Genomic DNA, 20296 nt, shown 5'->3' on the forward strand with positions numbered 1-20296 from the left:
GTCTACTTTATAGGCTAACTCTGCTATTTGCTTTGCCTGCTTCAATGGGGGTCTAAAGCGAAGCGGCACACGCCTACTGAACCCACTTGCCCACTGCTATAGAATCAAAAGATTGTTTCAAACGTCTTCGATCCCTGTTAGCCTAGCCACAGGTTTTCCTTCTTCAAAACTATTTTGTTAAAACCATGATTAGTGCCCCCGTTCAGATCGGTAACGTTCAGATTCGTCCTGTGCTTTCTCCCGGTGACCAGGAATTATTTCTGGACGTGCCCAAATTGGTATATGCCAATGATCCTAATTGGGTGCCGCCACTGCGGAGTAGCGTTGCCAAATCCTTCAAGCCAGAAAATCCCTTTTTCCAATATGGACGGTTGCAGCAGTTCATCGCTACCCGAATGGGGCAGAGCGGCACCGAAGCGGTTGGGCGCGTTGTGGCGGCTGTCAACGATCGCCTGGTTGAGCGAGAAGGTCAACCCGTTGGCTTGTTTGGTTTTTTCGAGTGTATCAACGAGTTTGAAGTGGCGCAGGGGCTCTTTAACGCTGCGGCCGACTGGCTGCGGCAACAGGGAATGACGATGGTGCGTGGCCCCATTGACCTGGCGACCCACAACAACTGCCTTTTTCTGGCGGATGGGTTTGACTCGCCGCCGATGATCATGATGCCCTACAACCCCGCCTATTACTTAGAGTTTATGGAGCGGGATGGCTGGCATAAGGCTAAGGATGCCTATGCTTATACGATGGAATTGGATGAGAAACTGGGTGAACAGTTCAAGAAGGGCTATGACATTGCCCTAAAGTCAGGCATCACCTTCCGGCCTATTCACACCAAAGGCGAGGGTTTTGAGCAGGATTGTATTGGGTTATACAACCTTTTCACAGAGGCATTTTCGGCCAATTGGAGTTCGACTCCCCGTACCCAGGAAGAATTTATTGAAGAGGCGAAGTCTCTGCAACAACTGGTGGATCCTGATGTGTTTCCCATTGCCGAACACAATGGCAAGATGGTGGGCTTCTGGATGGGATTGCCCGATTACAACATCGCGCTCAAGCACATCAATGGCAAGCTGGATCTGATTGGAACGCTCAAGTTTCTCTGGTACCGCCGTCAGATTGATCAGGGGCGTGTGATCGCGATCTGCTCTCTACCCGAGTACCGCCGCAAAATGGTGCCCCTGGGGTTGATTCACCTGGGGATGCAGGGGGGCAAGAAGAAGGGTAAGCCGTACAAACGGGCGGAGCTGTCCTGGGTATTTGAGGACAATATGCCCTCTCGTAAGCTGATTGAAGCCTCTGGGGGCAAGATTTACAAGACCTATCGGATTTACGAAAAGTCTCTTTGATCCCCGTTGTTAGCCTGGTATCCAACCTTGGCTTACTGCTCTAGAGCTGTGGATGGAATGCGGAGAGCTCCCAGCTCTCCGCATTCCATCCACAGCTTTGAAACATCACCTAACCTTGTTTGCGGCGAGTAAACCAGAGCCAGCCACCAACGCCTGCCACACTGATGAGAGCGATCGCCCCCCCCGCGCTCACACCACCCGATGATCCCCTGGGTGCCTCTGCCCCTGGCGGTGGCGGGAGAGGGCTGCCAGTTACCGTAGAAGGTGCAGGGGTAGGGTTTCCCGCAGCAACGGTAACATCGTATTGCAGCTGAAAGGGTGCGAAAGCATTCTCTTGAATAGGCGTGCAGTTCAGTTGCAACTGGTACTGACCCACGGCAGGGAACACAATGTCAGAACCGGGGATGCCCGAATACTGCTCGGCAGCGATCGCCTTTACAGGTGGCTCCAGGATGGGGATCGCCTCTGGTTGACGGGGTAGGGTGTACACCTGCATTTGGCAATTTGCCTCATTGAGGGGCAGTAATGTACCTCCCTTGCGGGTTAGCGCAACCCAGGCGGTAGCAGGTTCTCCAGCTTTGGGATTATGGTCAGGGTCTATGTGCCAGGTTCCTGCAATGTCGCCATCGACCAGGGTTTTATGGGCTTGGGCCGGAGCTGAAGCCAGTAAACCGAGAACCATCAGGCAGGCAAACCCGTATAGAGAGCGGTGGGAAATAGACTGAATCATTTCAACCATTAAACCAAGAAGGGGTGTTGATTCCTCAATTCCTCGATATTAGACCTCCTGCATAAATCGGCTTCTGAGAGCGTGAATCGTTGCGCAGCTGCGCAACGATTCACGCAGGAGGTCTATTGAAATAGAAATGATTGAAGTAGAAATTGAAGGAGGAGAGCTTTGTCCTACTCCCATTCAATCCAACATCTTAAGAGCCCTTTGAACCATTTGTTTTTTGTCCGGAACGGGTAGGAGAAATAAATGGTTTCAGCAGCCTCAGCGAGATCGGCTGGGAGGGATATAATAGCGCTCCAGGAACAGCAGGAACCAGAAGGCCTTTTGGCGAAGGGCCAACACGGACAGGGTCAGGCTGACCAGCAGCCCAGCGCATAGAAAATTTCCATAACTCCATTGCAAGGCTCCCAGGTAATTTGAACCCAAGCAGAGGGTGTGTAGAGTAGCCAGGAGGAGAGAGGGAACTGTGAGCAGATGGAGCGATCGCCAGCGCTTCCCCAACGCCTGCACAGCGCGATCGAAACTGGTGACTGCTGCCGGAGCCATCAGCAATAGTGCGATGATCCCCACCCAGATCCCCAACCGATGAGCCGGAAGCATAAAGCTGATGGCATCTAAATTCCAGTTGAGACTATGGTCGAGCATAAACCCGGTATGGGCTAGAGCCAGCAGAAAAGAGCCAACCCCGATCGCCCGGCGATACCGCAGTAGCCCCGGCCATACGCCACTTAAGGGGCGGGCGGCCAGCGCCAACATGAGCAATGCAATGGAACTATGACCGGTGTAATCGATCATGGCATCGCTGCGTAGCAGCGTCAGAATTCCAATCGTAAGCGTGATCCAACCGCCCATCCGAAACAATTGGCTCCGGCGATCGCTCCCCATCCGCTCCATCAACACACCAACGCCCAGCATGGTTGGCAGGGTACCCAGACCGAACATGGCCATGGTTGCGGCACCTAAGAACGGGCTGCTAGCTTCTGCCGCCTTTAGTTGGGCTGTGTAGAGAAAACCACAGGGAATGAATCCCCACAGACTGCCCAGCAGGGCGGGAGTCCACCAGCGGCTATGAAGGGAGAGCCGTGCCATTGCAGAGCTAAACCGTTGATGGGTTGCTCCCTGGCTGAGGGGATGGATGAAGGGCAGGGGGGGGAGAAAGTCCGGTTGGATATGTCGCACACCTAACCAGATCAGCAACAACCCCGTGAAAATAGCAATGCCTTGACGCAAGACACTACCAACACCCGCAAATTGCCCACCGGCTACCAGGAGCGAGCCGACCCCTCCCAACAGAGCCCCAACCGCGATATAGCTGATAATACGGCCGAGATTGAGTACTACATGAAACCAAAGAGAGGGTGTCTTCTCAGCGGTGTTATCGGCTTGGGAGAGGGAGAAAGCGATCGCCAGTGGCCCGCACATTCCAGCACAGTGGCCAAAGCTGCCCACAAAACCCAATGCCGCTATTAACCATAAATCCACCATTTCCCGAAGCGGCTCCCAGCAACGAAATCCTCTGTTGCACAGATTCCCATTCTCGGCCGGGATGGTCGCTTTGTGTCAAGTAACGAAAGTTATGTTTTAAGCCTCTATAGCCCGTGTTGGGTTAATTAACCCTCAATTGGACATGAGCCAAGTACTCATTTTGGTGTGTGCAGACCGCACCCAAGAAGAATTTTTTTGAGAGACATACTTTGTGCACCCCTCGAAAGAATCCTTATATCATGTCGTGTTAAATGCACACAACAAAAAGCAAGGTGACGCAAAGCGTCACCTTGCTTTTTGTTGTGTGCATTTAACCTTACTTGTTATTAATCTGCCGATAGAAAGAGATGAGATGTAGAAGCAAGGGACATTCGATCTAGGGTCTAAAACAGCAAATTCAGAGCCCCTTTTTTGTCCTGAGGATGTCACGGCAAAAAAGGGGCTCTGAGTTTGAACTCGTATTCAAGACTTCGTTTTTGCAGGAGATTGTGGGTCGGTTAGCTTAAAGCCTAACAACCAACAAATTTCTTGCTCCACAACTTTCAAGTTATCTACATACATTGCACCCTGGAGCTTGAGAATTTGATGGACTGAAATCAGTCGTTCAAGCTTCTTGACTACAGCCATAGCCTCATCCGCGTCGGGGTATAAACTATGGACGACAGCATTAATATCAGCCATGCTGTCTGCTTCTAGAGCTGCTTTCGGTGCAACGATAAAGCGTAAACACGGACGGTTGCGGGTGAGAATTTGCCGGACGTAGTAACTCGTGGTTGGGGAGAGCGACATGGGTGATTCAGTGACAACGATGAACGATTGCATCAGCGATAGTCCATAAAGTCAGCTAGATGGACATCATCGGTACAGCTTATAGAAGCACCGATGGGAGGCAACACCCTGAAGTACGTTAATATCTGAACCTGACGTACCTACTACTGTGTACGGCTTGCTCTGACCAAGAAATAAAAAATTGAAAAACGAGGTATTTAACGAGTCTAGAAGCACTCTTTAACTGCTTAGCGATAAAACAGCCCAGTCATTAACTGACCCAGCAATGCTTCAAGGACACTAATAAAACCGCAGGGAGCCAAAGTTTGCGCGAAAGTGACAATCGCCTCCCGTATTTCAATCTGAATAACGGTTGTATTACGGGTATGGCGATAAATATGATTTTATCCTTTCATGCTTGCAATACGGGATATAAGGAAAAACTTTATACATACTTTAATACTCTACGGAAGCTTTTTAAGTAGTTACTTTATTACCAAAAAAATATTTAATATGCTTCCTCCGATAGATACAGCCTGGTGTATCCCAAAATACAGATATTGAGGTTGATAGGTTTATCTTCATTGAGACAGCGAGTTGTCTTAAGAAATGTTAAGCTTTCTGTAGATAACACGTGATAGTACCGACGGTTGAGCTCAGTATATTTACTTGAATCTGTAGAGAGCACCTAAATAAGTTTCACAAACGTATACATTTTTGAGGCGAATCTCATACAATGACCGTATTGCGCGTATTGCAATCCCCCCAGGAGTTCACCATGCTTCCAATGCTTTTGGATGAGGCATTCGCTCAGGTGTTTGTTTTTTATTGGAACGGAAAGCTTTGCAAAGGTTTGCGGGCTGGGAATAAGCTCTACAAAATGGTTGACAATTTTCAGCGCGCTCATCGAGATCAAGCCTTTCGGTTAGGTTGCGACCTTTGTGACAAAGGCTTAGAAACTTTCATTACGGTGTCACCTCAGGGATATCGAGTTTGGGTTGATCTACAAAGTGGCACCCCGTGCGTTGGAGAGCCATTACAGAACAATACGGTGATCTTCCCAAACGTAGGCACACAAGCTTATGAAGGCGCTTGAGTAGACCATAGTGGCCTAATCAGGATTAGCCTCACTTTTGTGCAGCTATTGAAATAACTAAATATTGCATCACGCCGATTTTGACGGGTAGATGGAACAAGTTCTGTCTGCCCCATCTACCCTGTCAAAATTGGTAATCTATCAAAACTCTTACAGTGAACAATAGGTCAGAGTTGGAGGCAGTGCCTTGTAATATTTGACATTTTGTAAACGCCGTAATATAGGCACACATGTCTCTGTATTACTGTAGATATATAATTATTCAAAGATAAAACTCAATGCTGGGTTTCTTTCCTGAGCTCTCTAGAGAACAGTAGTTTTTGGGATAGCTATATGAGCTTAAAGAAAGATAATGCTCGTATCAGGCTAGGCTAGCATCTAAAACTCTGGCTCAAGAATATTATGAGCACTCTTAGTTGACGTCGGGAAGTAGGACATTAGATTGGCTAGTATTGACCAGGCTTTATTGGCCTCTCTTGATCTTGTATTTGCACAAGATGTAGAAGGGCGATTTGTTTACATTAGCTCGATGACGGCCCGGGCGTTTGGTGCAAGCCGCGATCGCCTGGTCGGGCGAATCCTTGCCGAGTTGAATTTGCCTCCTGCTGTTGTTGAACAGCTTCAGGTTAATCACCATGCTATTTTCACGACTGGTCAGGCCCTGACGGGGGAAGTTCGTTTTCCAGCGTTTTATTCCGATCAGCTCAGGGACTACGAATATACCTTCAGCCCTGTGCTAGGGCAGAATGGTCAGATCGAGGCGGCTGTTTTTATTGGAAAAGATATTACTCAGCGAAAACAGGCCGAAATTGCCCTGCAAGAGTCTGAAAAGAAGTATCGGCTTCTTTTTGAGTCGGCAAATGACGCCATCTTTATCATGGATCGCGCCACCTTCCATATTCTGAATGCGAACTGGAGCGCCGCCCGCCGCCTAGGGTACTCTCGGCGAGAATTGCTGCAATTGACCATTGACGATATTGCCATACCGCTAGAACCGGAGCTTCAGGATGGAATTTTAGAACAATTGGAGGCGGAAGGGAGCATTATTTATGAGCATCGCTATCGGCGTAAAGATGGCGCTGAGATCCCCGTCGAAATTAATGCGCAACTAATCGAGTACGAAGAGCAACTGGCAATTCAATGCTTCGTGCGTGATATTAGTCAGCGAAAACAGGCCGAAGATTCCTTGCGGCAACAGCAGCAACAACTGGCCAGCATTGCCGCCAACTTCCCCGGTGCAATTTATCGAGAAGTGCTCTCCTCGTCTGGGCAGGTAACCTTGCCGTTTGTGAGTGAAGGAATTCAGGATGTCTGTGGATATCCATCCGATCAATTGATGGCCGATCCAACTCTTCTGCCGCAGTCAATTCATCCGGGCGATCGCCCACTTTTCATCGAACAATTGCAAGACTCCCGTCAAACTCTGCAATCGCTTGACCAGGAGTATCGCATTTGCCCTATGGGGAATCAGACCCGTTGGGTGCGTGAAGTGGCCCGGTTCTTCCGCGACGAAGACGGTAACACGATCGCCGATGGGGTGATTATTGATGTCACTGATCGGAAGGAAGCGCAAATTGCGCTCCAGCGACAGTTAGACCAGGAGCGGCTGTTACGCCAGGTGGTCGAACATATTCATCAATCGCTAAATCTGGACAGCACTCTACAACTGATTGTTGAGGATGTGCGCCAGTATCTTCAGACGGACCGCGTTCTGATCTTCCGGTTCAACAGCGATTGGACGGGGGAAATTGTTGTGGAGGCCGTAAGTGATCCCAGCTTATCGGTGGCCGACTGGGGAGTAAGGTTGCCCCACCCGGATCTTGATAGCTTTCTGAGTGGTAATGCACTCTTTGCATCCGACATTCACCATTCAGATCTGCAACAGTCTTACACGGACCTATTGTTTCACCAGGCCCAGGTGCGGGCCATGTTAACCGTGCCCATCATGGTTCAACAGGAGGGGGATACGGATCAGGATCCTGCAGGTAGCCCTGTGGTAAGGCTCTGGGGAATTTTGATGGTGCATCACTGCTCCGATATTCGGGAATGGCAGGATTTTGAGGTCGATTTATTGCAGAAGCTTGCAACCCAGGCAGGCATTGGTATTTATCAGGCAGAACTCTATCGACAACTGCAGGTCGAGCTACAGGAACGGCGGCGGGTTGAAGCAGAAATTCGAGTGCTGAATGCAGAACTGGAACAGCGCGTTTTACAACGGACGGAGCAACTACGGCGGACGAATGTAGAACTAGCCGACGAGGTAGCGGAACGGTTGCGGGTGGAGGTGGCCTTACGGGAAAGTAATCAACGCTATGAAACGCTGGCAGCGCTGGCTCCTGTTGGGATTTTTCGTACCGATGCGAGTGGACGCTGCATTTATTACAACCAGTGTTGCTGTGAAATTTTGGAGCGATCGCATCTCGCCTCTTTCCAGCACATCCAGGAGCATTACCTCTACCCCGAAGATCAGGCGTGGGTGTCCCAAACCTGGATGGATGCCCTCGCACGGGGGGTGCCCTACCGGGTAGAATGCCGTTTCATCAAGCCTAAGGGGGACAGTATTTGGGCCATTATTCAGGGACATCCTGAATTAGGGACAGGTGGTCAGATTCTTGGATTCGTCAGCACCATCACAGATATTACTGAATTAAAGCGCATTGAAGAAGAATCACGCACGAGCCAGGAACGTCTTCAAACCCTGATTGATGCGCTTCCCTTTGGGATTTGGGCCAGGGATGCAGAAGAACGGTTGATTTTGCAGAATCCGGTAGATATGCAGCGGTTCGGTAACATGCTGGGAACGCTGCCCGGTGAACTGGATTGTGAAGCGGAAGTGATTGCGCTTTATCAACAGCTTTGTGACTTGTGTCAGCCCGATCGGGTGCTGGAATATGAAACCGTCGAGGTCTGGAATGGAGAAGACCGCTATCTTTTACGGCTTGTCTGTCCCTTTCCAGATTTTGATGGCCGCTATGGGTTGATGGGAGTCGTGATCGATATTACAGAGCGCAAGCAGGCTGAGTTAGCGTTGCGACAGAGTGAAGCCCTATTCCGCTCTCTATTTGAAACCGCCGCGGTCGGCATTGTCCTGACCGATCGCGACTATCGTATTCTGCAGGTGAACCAAAAACTGTGTGCCCTGTTAGGGTACACCGAAGCGGAGTTGCGATCGCTCAATTTCCGCGATTGCACAGACCCAGACGATCTCCCGATTTTCGAGGCGGCATTTAATCAGCTCGTGCAGGGTATTGTGCCTAACTGCTCAATTGAGCAGCGCTGCATTCGGAAGGATGGGTCCTTACTATGGAGCAAAAGTACAATTTCTGTGGCATCCGATGGGGTGGACAGCCTTGAACGTTACTGCATCATCGTCGATGACTTGAGCGATCGCAAGCAGGCCGAATTGGCTCTACAAGATAGTGAGGCCCGATTCCGTACGATATTTAATAACGCAGGTTTTGGCATTGTAGTTGCCGAACCTCCCAGTTATGACCTCCGGTTTTGTAATGCGGCATTCCAATCGCTGGTTGGCTTCAGCGCCGAGGAACTGGCCGAAATAACCTTTGCTGAGCTGACCTATCCAGACGATCTTTCCCATGAGACGGCCTTGGTGGAAGCATGTCTGGCGGGTGGCCTTGATCGCTACCAGCTAGAGAAGCGCTATGTGCATAAGAATGGTGACGTGGTGTGGGTAAATTTGATGTCCACCATTGTGCGGGATAGTCATCAGCAAATTCGATTTGCGATTGGTTTAGTGGAGGATATTACCACCCGAAAACTCAACGAAGCGGCTCAGCTCCAGTCCGAACTGGCACTGCAACGCTCTGAGGCACGACAGCGAGCGATTCTACAAGCGATTCCCGACATGCTGTTTTGGATACGTCGGGACGGGATGTATCTAGAAGTGATTGGCCGAGATGGGATGCTAAATTTCCTGCCAGCAGGTGAGAATGTTCAGGGCCGCTACATGGATGAGTTACTCCCGACTACTATCAGCAACCGTCAACAAGCTGCTATTGAGGAGGCGATCGCCACCGGCATTACTCAACACTACGAGCAAGAACTCTCATTCGGTAACCAGCTCCAATATGAGGAAGTTCGTGTGAGCCGGGGGGATGACCAGACCGCTTTGTTGATGATACGGGACATTAGCGATCACAAACGCGCCGAACGCCAGCTTCAGGAGATGCGAGAGCGTTACGAACTAGCGATTACAGGTATCGGTGAAGCTATTTGGGATTGGGATATTATTCAAGACAGAACCTATGTGTCCGCTCGGTTTTGGGACATGATGGGCTACCCTGTCAACGCTCAAGAAAGCTATTCCACAGCCGATTTTCTGGCAATGCTGCACCCAGAGGATCGCTGTCATGTGGAACTGGTGACCCGCCAGCACCTCGAACACCGAGAACCCTTCAATACGGAATATCGAGTGCGGCATCAATTGGGGCACTATATCTGGATTCGCGATCGCGCTCAAGCGATCTGGAATGCGGCTGGTCAACCCGTTCGGATGATTGGTACGTGGGCCGATATTACAGAATTCAAGCGGCTTGGCGAAGCCTTGCGGCAGAGTGAAGCTTCTTACCGGGCAATGGTCGAACTTCAGACAAACTTGGTCTGCCGCTTTCGTCCAGATGGTACGCTGACCTTTGTCAACGAAGCCTATTGTGCCTTCTTTAAAAAATCTGCTGAGGAACTTCTCGGCAGAAACTGGTTAGAATTTGTCCCTGCTGAGTCTCGTTCTGCCCTCCAAGACTATCTGGCATCTCTAGGTACTGACAAACCTACGGGTGAATATGAGCATGCTGTGATTGGGCCTTCTGGCGACCTACGCTGGTATCGATGGTCTGATCGGGTTTTGTTGGATGACGAGGGAAAACCCATGGAGTTTCAATGCGTTAGCTCTGATATTACAGAACGCAAGCTCCTGGAAAGAGCCCTCGCCCAATATCAAGACATTCTCCACGACATTGTGATGCAATTTGGGGGAGCGATCGCCCAATTTCGTTGGCACAGTATAGAGGATTTTAGACTAGAACTTGCTTCCGGAAAATGTGAGCAGATTTTTGGCTCTCTGCCCCAAGATTTAATGGAAGACGCAACTCTATGGAGTTTGTATATTGAGCCCGATGATATTGATGCAGCGATCCTGCCAGCGTGGGTTCGCCTGTTAGAAGGTCAGGCGGATTCTGTAGTGTACCGCTTCCGTCGGATTGACGGTCTGATGTGGATTGAGGGAAGGGCGATCGCACGTTACGACATCCCTCAAGCTGCCTGGATTATTACGACCCTCAATACGCCCGTGACGGATGCCTGCTGAAAACCTGATGAGTTGAAAACAAACCCTGGGCTTTCTGCTTCCTCAATGAGTCATTGCATGGCGAAGCCTCTCCATGCCTCACGCCTTCAGAACTGATTGAGACAGCAAGTGTATCGATATGCAAGATGTCGTGCACTACGTCAAAACAGACCGACTTGCAAACCGTTATCATGATGGCTATCTGATGAAAATGTGAGTTTTTAAGGCTCACCTTCTTATCTTTCTCATACGGTAACCAAACTTACATACAGCACTTTTCAAGCCTATGAGGTACAAGTTATTTTTGTGAGAGCCTCGCTCCGCGAGGCTCTCACAAAAATAACTGCATTTTATTCAAGCGCAAAGCGCTGTATAGATGAATGAGTTGCTTTTCTATAAAGAAAAGTGACACTATTTTTAGTCCGTTGCTATATAGGGATCAATAAGCGTATAAAAATTGGGAGTTTCTGTTTCAATTTGCTCTCCAGTTTGGTTCTTAATAGAAGCTTTTTTCTGGTTCTGGAGCATCGATGAGATTTGTCGTGAAAGATTTTGATGCTTTAGTAAAGAAATGAATCAAAATCTTTATAAATTATAAAAATGAAGGCATAGTAGTTGAACTAGCTTGACGGCTAGCATCACTATATAGCGGTTAAGATATATCTTTGAAAGAGGGATATTGTGTTCAACGTTTCCTCTCTAACATTCAGTTTCCTTTCGTGTAGTGTCTGAATCTCATCGGTGCTATATCATGCCGGTCTGCTTTACCGGACAGGAGCCGAAGAAGTTTAAAAGGCTTTATGGGAAGTAAAACAGTTTCGTTCAGGATCCCAGAGGAAATGCTTCAGGCTATTGAGAAGCAAGCCAAAGCGCTGGGAAAGACAAAAACAGACTTGGTGATAGAAGCGCTAGCACAGGTTTATGATTTGCCTGTGCCTGACTCCGAGACAAGCCTGGATTCTATCCAGCAACAACTCGATGCATTGCGGCAACAAATGAGCGAACTTACGGGAGATGCTGGCACTCAGCAGACCCTGGCGCGCGATGGAATTATCAAGGTGACGTCAGCCATTCAAGAGGTATTACAAGTTTTTCAGGTACCTCCGCTTCCCGATAACGGGCAACCTGATTTCAGCATAGTTCACACGGCTCAGTTGGAGCCCTATCAACCCCCGGCAGCCATTCGATTACTGGATATGGATATGGCCCATAGCGCAGAGCAGATTGCGCTCCAGGTCGAATATCAAATGCAAATTTTCGATCAGATCTTTTCGGCCATTCCAGATCTAGTCTTTATTTGCGATCGCTTTGGCCACTTTACGTATGTCAGCCCCATCGGTGGGCGTGTCTGGGGGCTTGACCGTACACAAGTGCTGGGTCATCTTTGCTACGAAGCCGAACTGCCCTCTGAGTTTACAGAGTTCTACCTTTCCCAAATGGATACCACCCTCTCCTTTGGGAAGCAGAGCTTTGCCGAACTGCGCGTGTTTACAACTGGGGGACCTCGCTATTTTGAATACACGCTTAGTCCAATTCGTTCGGAAACCGGAGAAATCATTGGTACCGTTGGGATTGCTAGCGACATTACCCATCGCAAAGAAACAGAGTTAGCCCTGCAAGAATCTCTGGAAAAGTACAAGAATCTGTTTGAACTGGCAAATGACATGATTTTCATCATTGATGTCGAGACTCATCGCATTATTGATGCCAATCAGAAAGCATCCCGCCGACTTCGTTATACGCGCAAAGAGCTGACCCAGTTAAAACTGGAAGACATTGAAACGACAGAGGCCACAGACTATTTTCAAGTCTATGTAATTCCTCAATTGGAGAAAGCCGGTAGCCATATTTTTGTGCATCAGCTGCGCCGTAAAGATGCAACGACGATTACGGTAGAAGTCAGCATTCGGTTGATTGAGTATGGCGATCGCCTGGCTTATCAAAGTTTTGCCCGTGACGTCAGCGAACGACAGAAGCTAACGGATGCCGTCTCATGAACGCATAAAGGAATGGTTCACCTGGGTGTGAGATGTTCGCTATAGCGAACATCTCACACCCAGGTGAATCAGAGTTGATAGGGTGCATCCCACTTTTGCAGATTTGGGAACCCACTTTTGTAAGTGAGGCGGGCGAAGCCCGCCTCACTTACAAAAGTGGGATGCACTCGAGTTGATATCACACTACGAACTGGCGCAGCAATGGATGGGTAAGGTAACGGTAAATGTTGTACCTCTGCCAACGGTACTATGAACGGTAATTTCCCCTCCATGGGCTTCCACGCACTTTTTAACAATAAATAAGCCCAGCCCTGTACCCGATATCTTTTTGACATTGGAACCTCGGCAGAACGGCTCGAATAAACGGCTTTGTTCTTCGGGCAAAATGCCAATACCCTGATCTTGAATGCAGAAATTTAAGGTTTCCATGGCACAGTTTAGTTGAAAATCAATTGTGCCTCCTTCAGGGGAGTATTTGATGGCATTGGATAATAAATTGCAGAGAATATGGCGCAGTAACTTTGGATCTAAATTGTAAAAAAGTGGGCTCGCTTTATCACATCCCTCAACCTCGAAATGAAGAGCATGGGTTGTAGCTTGAGTTTGATATTCGTGGACTAATTCGCGACAGAACCAGAGAACATCCATCGGTACTGGATGGCAGTAAAACTGAGAAGTCTCCGTGTCGCTCAGGGTTAAAACATCTTCAAAGAGTTCCAGCAAACTGCCAGTTGTTCCTTTCGCCTGCTTCAAATAAGCTAAACGTTGTTCTACCGTAAGCTGTAAATCCTGTCGCTCCAGGAGACTGAGAGTCGCCATGATAGAACTTAATGGGTTGCGAAACTCATGGGAAACAATCGAAACAAACTGCGACTTTAGCTCATTTAATTGCTTTTCTTTAATTAAGGCTCGTTGCAGTGCCTCACTGAGGTCACGCTCCTTAGCTAAGGCCTTTTGCATCATCATTTCAGCCTGATGCCATGAGACTGCAATTTCGAGCGCAGTATTGAGATGTTTTGTTTGAACAGGCTTAATCAAATATCCGAAGGGATGGGTGGCTTTGGCCTGGGCTACGGTAGCATCATCGGCATGGGCTGTTAAAAAAATAATGGGCAACTGGTATCGCTCGCGGATTCGGGCTGCAATGGCAATCCCATCCGTATCCCCCTTGAGGTGAATGTCCATCAGGATCAACTCAGGGTGGAAGTTCTCAGCCGCCTCCAGAGCGGTTTCTGCGCGATCGCAAATGGCAACAACCTGATGGCCTAACTGGGTCAATCGCCGCTGAATATCAAGGGCAACTAATTGCTCATCTTCTACAATTAAAATGCTAAAGCCCATAGTGAGAGCTGCTAAGATGCAGCGTCAAAAATAATAGTGAAAGTTGTACCTGAGCTACGGCTTAATTCAATTGTGCCCCCCAATTGCCGAGTCAAGGCACACACAATTTGCATACCTAGAGACTCAGTTTGCCGAAAATCCAGATGTTCTGGAAAACCTATTCCATTATCCTGAATAATCAAATTATATTGAGAGAGATTATTCTCAAAAAGAATTAAAATTTCTCCTCCAAGATCATCAGAAAATGCATATTTGATGGCATTGGACACCAGTTCGTTAACAATTAAACCACAGGGAATGGCTAGATCTAATTCAAGGTCGAGGTTGGCAACTTCAACAGACCAGTTCACCATTAACCCAACGGGAAGGTAAGACTGAAAAACATCGTCTACTAAATCACGAATATAGTCTGCAAAGTTTAGGCGGGCTAAATTTCCCGAACGGTAGAGCCGTTCATGAATCATTGCCATGACGCTAATACGGCGTTGGCTTTCGATAAAAGGTTGTAGAATGTCAGGATTTTCAATCGATGCAGATTGTAAATTTAGTAGGCTAGAAACTACCTGTAAGTTGTTCTTTACCCGATGATGCACTTCCTTGATCAGCACTTCCTTTTGGCGTAGCTCATTCTTTAATTGGCTGTACAATTCTGATTGCTGAATGGCGATCGCCGTTTGTAAACTGATTTGTTGCAACAGGTCTATTTCCCAACTTTGCCATGTACGGGGGCCAGTGTTCTGGTAAGCGGCCAGCAACCCCCACAGGGTGTCGTGGACAAAAATTGGGGCGATCGCAAAAGCTTTGGCTTGAAACTGCTCCAATAGTTCCAGGTGACAATGGCTCAGGTTGGCCTGGTAGATATCCGATAAGGCAAAGGTCTCATGCTTCTGATAACGGCCACCCTGGCTGACTTGCAGGTGAGTGTCTTCCCAAACCTTCTGAATATTCGGTCCCACCAGGGGTACCCAACCCTCTTCCACAGACTCGGCTACAAAGCTACCACTCCAATCCGGATTAAATCGATAGAGGGCAACGCGATCGGCTTTCAGGGTCTGGCGGGTTTCAAGGAGCACCGTAGTCAGGATCGTATCAAAGTTGAAGGATTGGTGGATGTGTTGGGTGACGAACCGTAGCAACCGTTCCTGTTCCGCTTGCTGCAGCAAAGCTTCCGTCCGTTCCTGCACTCGTTGTTCTAGCTCTCGATTGAGGTGTTGCAGGGCTGTTTCGGCCCGTTGACGCTCGGCTAGTTCCAGCTGAGCCTGCTCATACAGATTGGCTTGTTGGATCGCAATGCCGACCTGAGTTGCCAGTTGGGACAAGAGTTCTCCCTCCCATGGTTGCCAGGTTCGGGGTTTGGAACAATGATTGGCAACCAATAGGCCCCACAGATGATCACCCTGGAGGATGGGAACAATCAACTTGGCTCTTACCTGGAGCTGCTCCATCAGCTCCATATGGCAGGGGCTAAAACCCGCGTTAAAAACATCTGCAATGGCGCGAATGGTACCTTGCTGGTAAGTTTGGCCTCGTGTCTCAACAAAATAGCTGTCCCTAATTTCCATATTGAGAATGGATTGCCAGGGCTTCGTAACGGATTCGGCAACCACGATGCCACTCCAGTCCTGCTCAAAGCGGTAAATGATGACGCGATCGCTCTGGAGAAATTGCCGCACCTCCGCTACCGTTGTGCTCAGAATTGTTTCCAAATTGAGGGATTGGCGGACCCGTTGGGCGATCGCTGCTACCAGCCGTTCACGCTCGGCTTGTTGTTGTAGTGCTGCCTGGGTTTCTTTAAGGATGGTGATATCGGTCGCGACACCCAACATTTGCCGGGGCGACCCATCCTCAGTACGGTTGAGAACGCGATCGCGACCTAAGAGCCAGCGGTATTCGCCTGCCTTGTGGCGCATCCGATACTCAATTTCCAAAACATCCCCATCTTGTAGAGTGGAGCAACGCTGAAAGTTTCCGGCCATCCGAGGTCTATCCTCGGGATGTAATAAGGTTGGAAATAAGCCGCTCCCCAGGGACTGAATCTCTGCGGGGGAATAACCAAGAACTGCCTCAATCTGGTGGTTGACATAAACATTACGATTTTCCTCCAGATCATAGATATAGAGGATCGCCAGGGTCGATTCGGCAATCTGCTCGGTGTAGTGTTGTTGCTGGCGTAGAGCGGCTTCTGTCCGTTTGCGATCGGTGACATCTCGGGAAATGCACAGAATAGACTGTATGACCTGATCATGGGTTAGTTCGGGGGCGATCGCCATCTCAAAGGAGCGAACCCCCATGAGGGTTGCGGTCTCAAACTCAATGATTTGCTTCTCACCCGTTGCCAGCAGCCGGGCGGCAGCCGCTTCCCAAGCACAAACCATTTCCTCCGCCATATTCAAGTCACGACAGGTCTTGCCCAGAAATACGTCTGCAGGCAAACCTGTAATGGCTGTTAAGGCTGGGCTGATGTAGAGATGCCGGAGCTGGGTATCAAAGCGCTCAATAATATCAGGAGAGTTTTCCACCAACACTCGATAGACCTGCTCCTGTTCTTGAAGCTGACTCTGAACCTGTTTTTGATAGGTCGTTTCCAACATGAACCCGACTAACCTGACCGACTGATCAGGAGCCTGAACGAGCCGAACGGTGTCATAGAGCCAGACGACATGACCGTCCGCAGCCACCATGCGGTATTCCATGTAATGCACGTTGTGCATCTGCCGCAATGCTCTAGCCTGATGGCATGCTTTGAGGGTGGGAAGGCGATCATCGGGATGCAGGTGCTCTTCCCAAAAATTAGGCTGTAACCAGGCTTCTGCCGGGTAGCCCAGAATCGCTTCGACTTGAGGGCTGACAAACGTAAATTGCAAGGATTTGGGGTCTGCTTCCCAGACAATGCCATTCAAAAAGCCAACCAGGGTTTGATAACGTTGCTGCGATTGCTGTAGTGCTGCTTCGGCCTGTTGTACCTCTAGCCAGCCGGAGGCTTCATTGAGAGCTACATCTAAGCTGTCAGGGCTGGGGCAGGGAGGGCTACTTAGAGCGTGCAGTAAGCTCAGAGGAGTGACAATTCCAATGACCTGGCGCAAGTGATTCAGGACAGGTATTTGCTGAATTTGATGCTGTTGCATCAGAGCGAGAAGCTCAGTGGCTTCCAGGAGATCGCTGTCCTGTAAGGTCAATAGCGGTGGTGCCATGACGTCACCGATGGCGATCGCAGCCAGATCCTGGTGAGCTACGGTGAGAGAGATAAGCTCCTGAGCGGTGAACACTCCTACCAGCTGCTCATTGTCGACCACCAATGCGCATTCAGGAGAGCCGGGGTGCTCTTTCAGCCATGCCAATACATCTAATAAGGGAGTATTAGGGGCGACGAGGAGGGGATGTCGATCAATGGCTTGTTGTAGGGTTGGAACACCGGTAGTCATCTAGATTTGCACAATGCCATGCTGGAACTCATATTTCTGTATAACAGGTCGAAGGATTGGATATTCTAGTTTTGTCATAGAACAATACGGGTTTTCTATTACACCTACGTGGCTTAGGTTCGGGTTAAGGGTGGTTTGCAGGAACCTCCTGTATTGAATCGGTTCTTGAGGGTGTACGTTGTATGGCCTCGTTGTACAACGATTCACGTAGGAGGCTTCAGGTGTGAAGTGACAAAAAATGGCTTCTAATCCAACCCCCAGTGCTCAGCGGAATACGCCTATGTTGGGTGGTTTAGGTGCTTCGTACCCCGCACCAGCTAACGTAGGCGTATTTCCGCCGGGTTGGACTGGGCGTGCCATGTTAAAAAAAATACTCCGGTTTTGCGGAGTCACCCGGGTAGGACGTGTAACAAAAGATAGAACCCGCGTGATTTTTTGGCCTTATGGGCAATCTAGGAAATAACACGGGTGAGCCAACTCTTCTATACCCGGATTTACTTTAGTGTTAAGGACTGCTATGAAGCTTCTTCCTTTTGCGATCGCTCTTGCTACCACCTGTCTCAGCGCTCTAGCACTGCCTGCCCAGGCCCAATCAGTTTTGATGGAAGAGAACGGTGCTCTCGAGCAGGGCGATGAGATGTTGTCCTCTGACAATAGCCTGTACGATGTCTACACCTTTGATGGGGAAGAGGGGCAAGCTATTAAAATCGACCTGGCCAGCAGTGAGTTTGATACCTATCTGGCTGTGTTGGGTCCCAGTGATGAAGTGCTGGCTGAAAATGACGACGCTGAAGGCAGCACTAACTCATCCATTACTCTGACTCTGGCAGAATCGGGAACGTATACCTTCATTGTGAATGGATATGATAGCTCCAGTGTGGGGCAGTATGTGCTGACAGTTTCTGAGCAGGCTGAGTAGTCGTTGCGTTTCTAACTAGTATTCGACAACTTAAGTTTGCCTTTATTGAGGGATGGGGGGTGCTTCGCAACCTCCCATCTTTCAATATCTAAATATAGAGGAGCTTTCACCAGAATTCAGAGTTCTAGTTCTGATGTTGCGAATGGAGCTATGAGGAATGTGGGGCTGCTGTTCAACATCCCGTTTCATAACTCCATTTACCAATAGGTGGTCTTAAATAAGTGCAAGATGGGTTCTCCTCACTGAGCCAGACTGTAGAACAGTTCGACTCAGTGAAAAACTTTAAAGTGTGTTTTGAAGATACCTGATAGGGCTATTTCTTGTGCGTCAGGTGCACGAAAAATACCTTTTATAAAACTGACTCTAGCTCTGTGTATAGGTGCTTTAGCCTACCTTCATCTCTAACGTTGGTCAACGCGAGTATATCTTGAGGGGCATGGCAACACGAAAGCATTGATTTATTTTAGTGAATAAAGCTAAAGATCCTGAGCTATTTTTCCGGGAGTGTTGGTGTTGTCGTTGTGACGTCAACATTCATGGAAAAACTGTTCGCAATAATGAAATTTATAACCGTATTCGTAAAAGCGATCGCCAGGGGGTAATGTATGACAGATTGGATACGCGCCATTTCCCAGGGCACCGCTACCCTTAACGATGCCTACGATGCGGTTAAGGGAAAAATTACTCGGTTGTTGCGTCTTGAAGACCCGATTCAAATTATGGCGTATCGGGGTTATGGCACCCCAGAATGGCTGTTTGTGAAGGGGCGAGTTTTGCAAGACCAGGGGATTAAAATCCGTGAGACAAAGGCGCGTCTCCTAGAAAACGTGGTGAATATGTATCGGCGCTTTGCCACGGATGAAGTGCCAAAAGCCCGATTAAGGGTTTCTTTGGGAGATATTTATCAAGAAGTTGTAACCGATCGAGAAGGATTTTTTGAGACGGAGTTACGTCCCTCGTCCCCTTTGGAGAGCGATCGTCTTTGGGAACGAATTGATCTGGAATTGCTGCATCCGCTCTCGAAGCGGTATGGAGCTGTACGCGATCGAGGGCAGGTTCTCATTGTGCGAGAACAGGCTCGTTTTGGCGTTATTAGTGATATCGATGACACCATCGTAGAGACTGCTGCAACCGATTTGTTAAAGATGATTCGCATTGCTTATCTGGGCAACGCTCAAACCCGTAAGCCGTTTGATGGGGTTCCTGAGTTTTACCATGGGTTGCAACGGGGGGTAAGTGGAAAGGAAGGAAACCCTATCTTTTATGTTTCTAGCAGTGCCTGGAACATGTATGACGTGTTTGAACAATTTATGGATATCAAACGCATTCCTCCAGGTCCAATCTTGCTACGAGATATTGAATTATCGCTCGAAAATTTGCTGTCATTCAAGCATGAGATTCATAAGATTGAACAAATTCGACCGATTTTTGAACGATTTCCTCACCTACCATTTATTTTGATTGGGGATACGGGCCAACGGGATGCTGAAATCTATCAGAACCTGGTGCAAACTTATCCCGATCGCATCCTTGGAGTCTACCTTCGAGATGTTACTCCTAATAACACAGCACGGCATGAGATATTGAAGACGATCGAACAAACAATTCGTGATTTAAGTTGTTCATTTCTCGTCTTTCAGAATACTCAAGATGCGATCGAACATGCTGCCCGGCAGGGTTGGCTTGAACCTGAGAAGACTCTTGTGAAGTAGTCGTTCAGCTCATATCTTTCATGGTCGTATTTTAACTGTGTAATTCATTTTGTAAGAGGGGTACTGAACGCCCTTCTCATAAATGAATGACCTGCCTAGAACTGTTGAGTTCGCTAAGCCTCTCTGGTGAGAACTATATAGCCCTGTGCACGTTGATTAAGTACGGTGGTGTGGGGCA

General features: G+C 48.7%; 10 protein-coding genes. 5 read left to right on the forward strand and 5 right to left on the reverse strand.

Going from position 1 to position 20296, the window contains the following annotated elements:
- The first annotated feature begins 185 nt into the window (after positions 1 to 185).
- On the forward strand, positions 186 to 1343 hold the full coding sequence (locus H6F91_RS03660) for a hypothetical protein (protein ID WP_190774403.1): 1158 nt from the start codon (positions 186 to 188) through the stop codon (positions 1341 to 1343).
- A gap of 109 nt (positions 1344 to 1452) precedes the next feature.
- On the opposite strand, the gene H6F91_RS03665 is transcribed toward H6F91_RS03660, so the two are convergent.
- From H6F91_RS03665 to H6F91_RS03675, 3 genes are all read right to left on the reverse strand, one after another.
- Positions 1453 to 2073 carry a hypothetical protein gene (locus tag H6F91_RS03665; protein WP_190789225.1) on the reverse strand — a complete coding sequence of 207 codons (621 nt, stop codon included), beginning with the start codon at positions 2071 to 2073 and terminating at the stop codon, positions 1453 to 1455.
- Positions 2074 to 2337: 264 nt separating this feature from the next.
- On the reverse strand, positions 2338 to 3561 hold the full coding sequence (locus H6F91_RS03670; protein WP_190774401.1) for a sulfite exporter TauE/SafE family protein: 1224 nt from the start codon (positions 3559 to 3561) through the stop codon (positions 2338 to 2340).
- 462 nt (positions 3562 to 4023) lie between these two features.
- On the reverse strand, positions 4024 to 4383 hold the full coding sequence (locus H6F91_RS03675) for a hypothetical protein (RefSeq protein ID WP_190774400.1): 360 nt from the start codon (positions 4381 to 4383) through the stop codon (positions 4024 to 4026).
- 1484 nt (positions 4384 to 5867) lie between these two features.
- Here H6F91_RS03675 and H6F91_RS03680 point away from each other — a divergent pair.
- Together H6F91_RS03680 and H6F91_RS03685 are read left to right on the forward strand one after the other, a co-directional pair.
- Complete coding sequence (locus H6F91_RS03680; RefSeq protein WP_190774398.1) at positions 5868 to 10748, forward strand: PAS domain S-box protein; 4881 nt, start codon at positions 5868 to 5870, stop codon at positions 10746 to 10748.
- An 818-nt stretch (positions 10749 to 11566) separates the two neighbouring features.
- Complete coding sequence (locus tag H6F91_RS03685) at positions 11567 to 12724, forward strand: PAS domain-containing protein (protein ID WP_190774397.1); 1158 nt, start codon at positions 11567 to 11569, stop codon at positions 12722 to 12724.
- 183 nt (positions 12725 to 12907) lie between these two features.
- On the opposite strand, the gene H6F91_RS03690 is transcribed toward H6F91_RS03685, so the two are convergent.
- Positions 12908 to 14065, reverse strand: coding sequence for an ATP-binding protein (locus tag H6F91_RS03690; protein WP_190774396.1), 1158 nt, complete (start codon positions 14063 to 14065; stop codon positions 12908 to 12910).
- Between the two features lie 11 nt (positions 14066 to 14076).
- Positions 14077 to 17487 carry a GAF domain-containing protein gene (locus tag H6F91_RS03695; protein WP_190789226.1) on the reverse strand — a complete coding sequence of 1137 codons (3411 nt, stop codon included), beginning with the start codon at positions 17485 to 17487 and terminating at the stop codon, positions 14077 to 14079.
- 517 nt (positions 17488 to 18004) lie between these two features.
- Here H6F91_RS03695 and H6F91_RS03700 point away from each other — a divergent pair.
- Together H6F91_RS03700 and H6F91_RS03705 are read left to right on the forward strand one after the other, a co-directional pair.
- Positions 18005 to 18406 (forward strand): PPC domain-containing protein, encoded by a 402-nt coding sequence (locus H6F91_RS03700; RefSeq protein WP_190774394.1) that lies wholly within the window; start codon positions 18005 to 18007, stop codon positions 18404 to 18406.
- Between the two features lie 605 nt (positions 18407 to 19011).
- A complete protein-coding gene (locus H6F91_RS03705) occupies positions 19012 to 20118 on the forward strand; it encodes a phosphatase domain-containing protein (RefSeq protein ID WP_190774393.1) in 1107 nt (368 codons plus the stop codon).
- Positions 20119 to 20296 lie beyond the last annotated feature (178 nt).

Source organism: Leptolyngbya sp. FACHB-8 (assembly GCF_014695575.1).
Taxonomy (GTDB): domain Bacteria; phylum Cyanobacteriota; class Cyanobacteriia; order Elainellales; family Elainellaceae; genus Vacuolonema.

What these genes read in the sequence shown, in the direction of transcription:
- H6F91_RS03700 (WP_190774394.1), top strand. Translation starts at nt 18,005, where the DNA reads ATGAAGCTTCTTCCTTTTGCGATCGCTCTTGCTACCACCTGTCTCAGC.
- H6F91_RS03660 (WP_190774403.1), top strand. Translation starts at nt 186, where the DNA reads ATGATTAGTGCCCCCGTTCAGATCGGTAACGTTCAGATTCGTCCTGTG.
- H6F91_RS03705 (WP_190774393.1), top strand. Translation starts at nt 19,012, where the DNA reads ATGACAGATTGGATACGCGCCATTTCCCAGGGCACCGCTACCCTTAAC.
- H6F91_RS03690 (WP_190774396.1), bottom strand. Translation starts at nt 14,065, where the DNA reads ATGGGCTTTAGCATTTTAATTGTAGAAGATGAGCAATTAGTTGCCCTT.
- H6F91_RS03675 (WP_190774400.1), bottom strand. Translation starts at nt 4,383, where the DNA reads ATGCAATCGTTCATCGTTGTCACTGAATCACCCATGTCGCTCTCCCCA.
- H6F91_RS03670 (WP_190774401.1), bottom strand. Translation starts at nt 3,561, where the DNA reads ATGGTGGATTTATGGTTAATAGCGGCATTGGGTTTTGTGGGCAGCTTT.
- H6F91_RS03685 (WP_190774397.1), top strand. Translation starts at nt 11,567, where the DNA reads ATGCTTCAGGCTATTGAGAAGCAAGCCAAAGCGCTGGGAAAGACAAAA.
- H6F91_RS03695 (WP_190789226.1), bottom strand. Translation starts at nt 17,487, where the DNA reads ATGACTACCGGTGTTCCAACCCTACAACAAGCCATTGATCGACATCCC.
- H6F91_RS03665 (WP_190789225.1), bottom strand. Translation starts at nt 2,073, where the DNA reads ATGATTCAGTCTATTTCCCACCGCTCTCTATACGGGTTTGCCTGCCTG.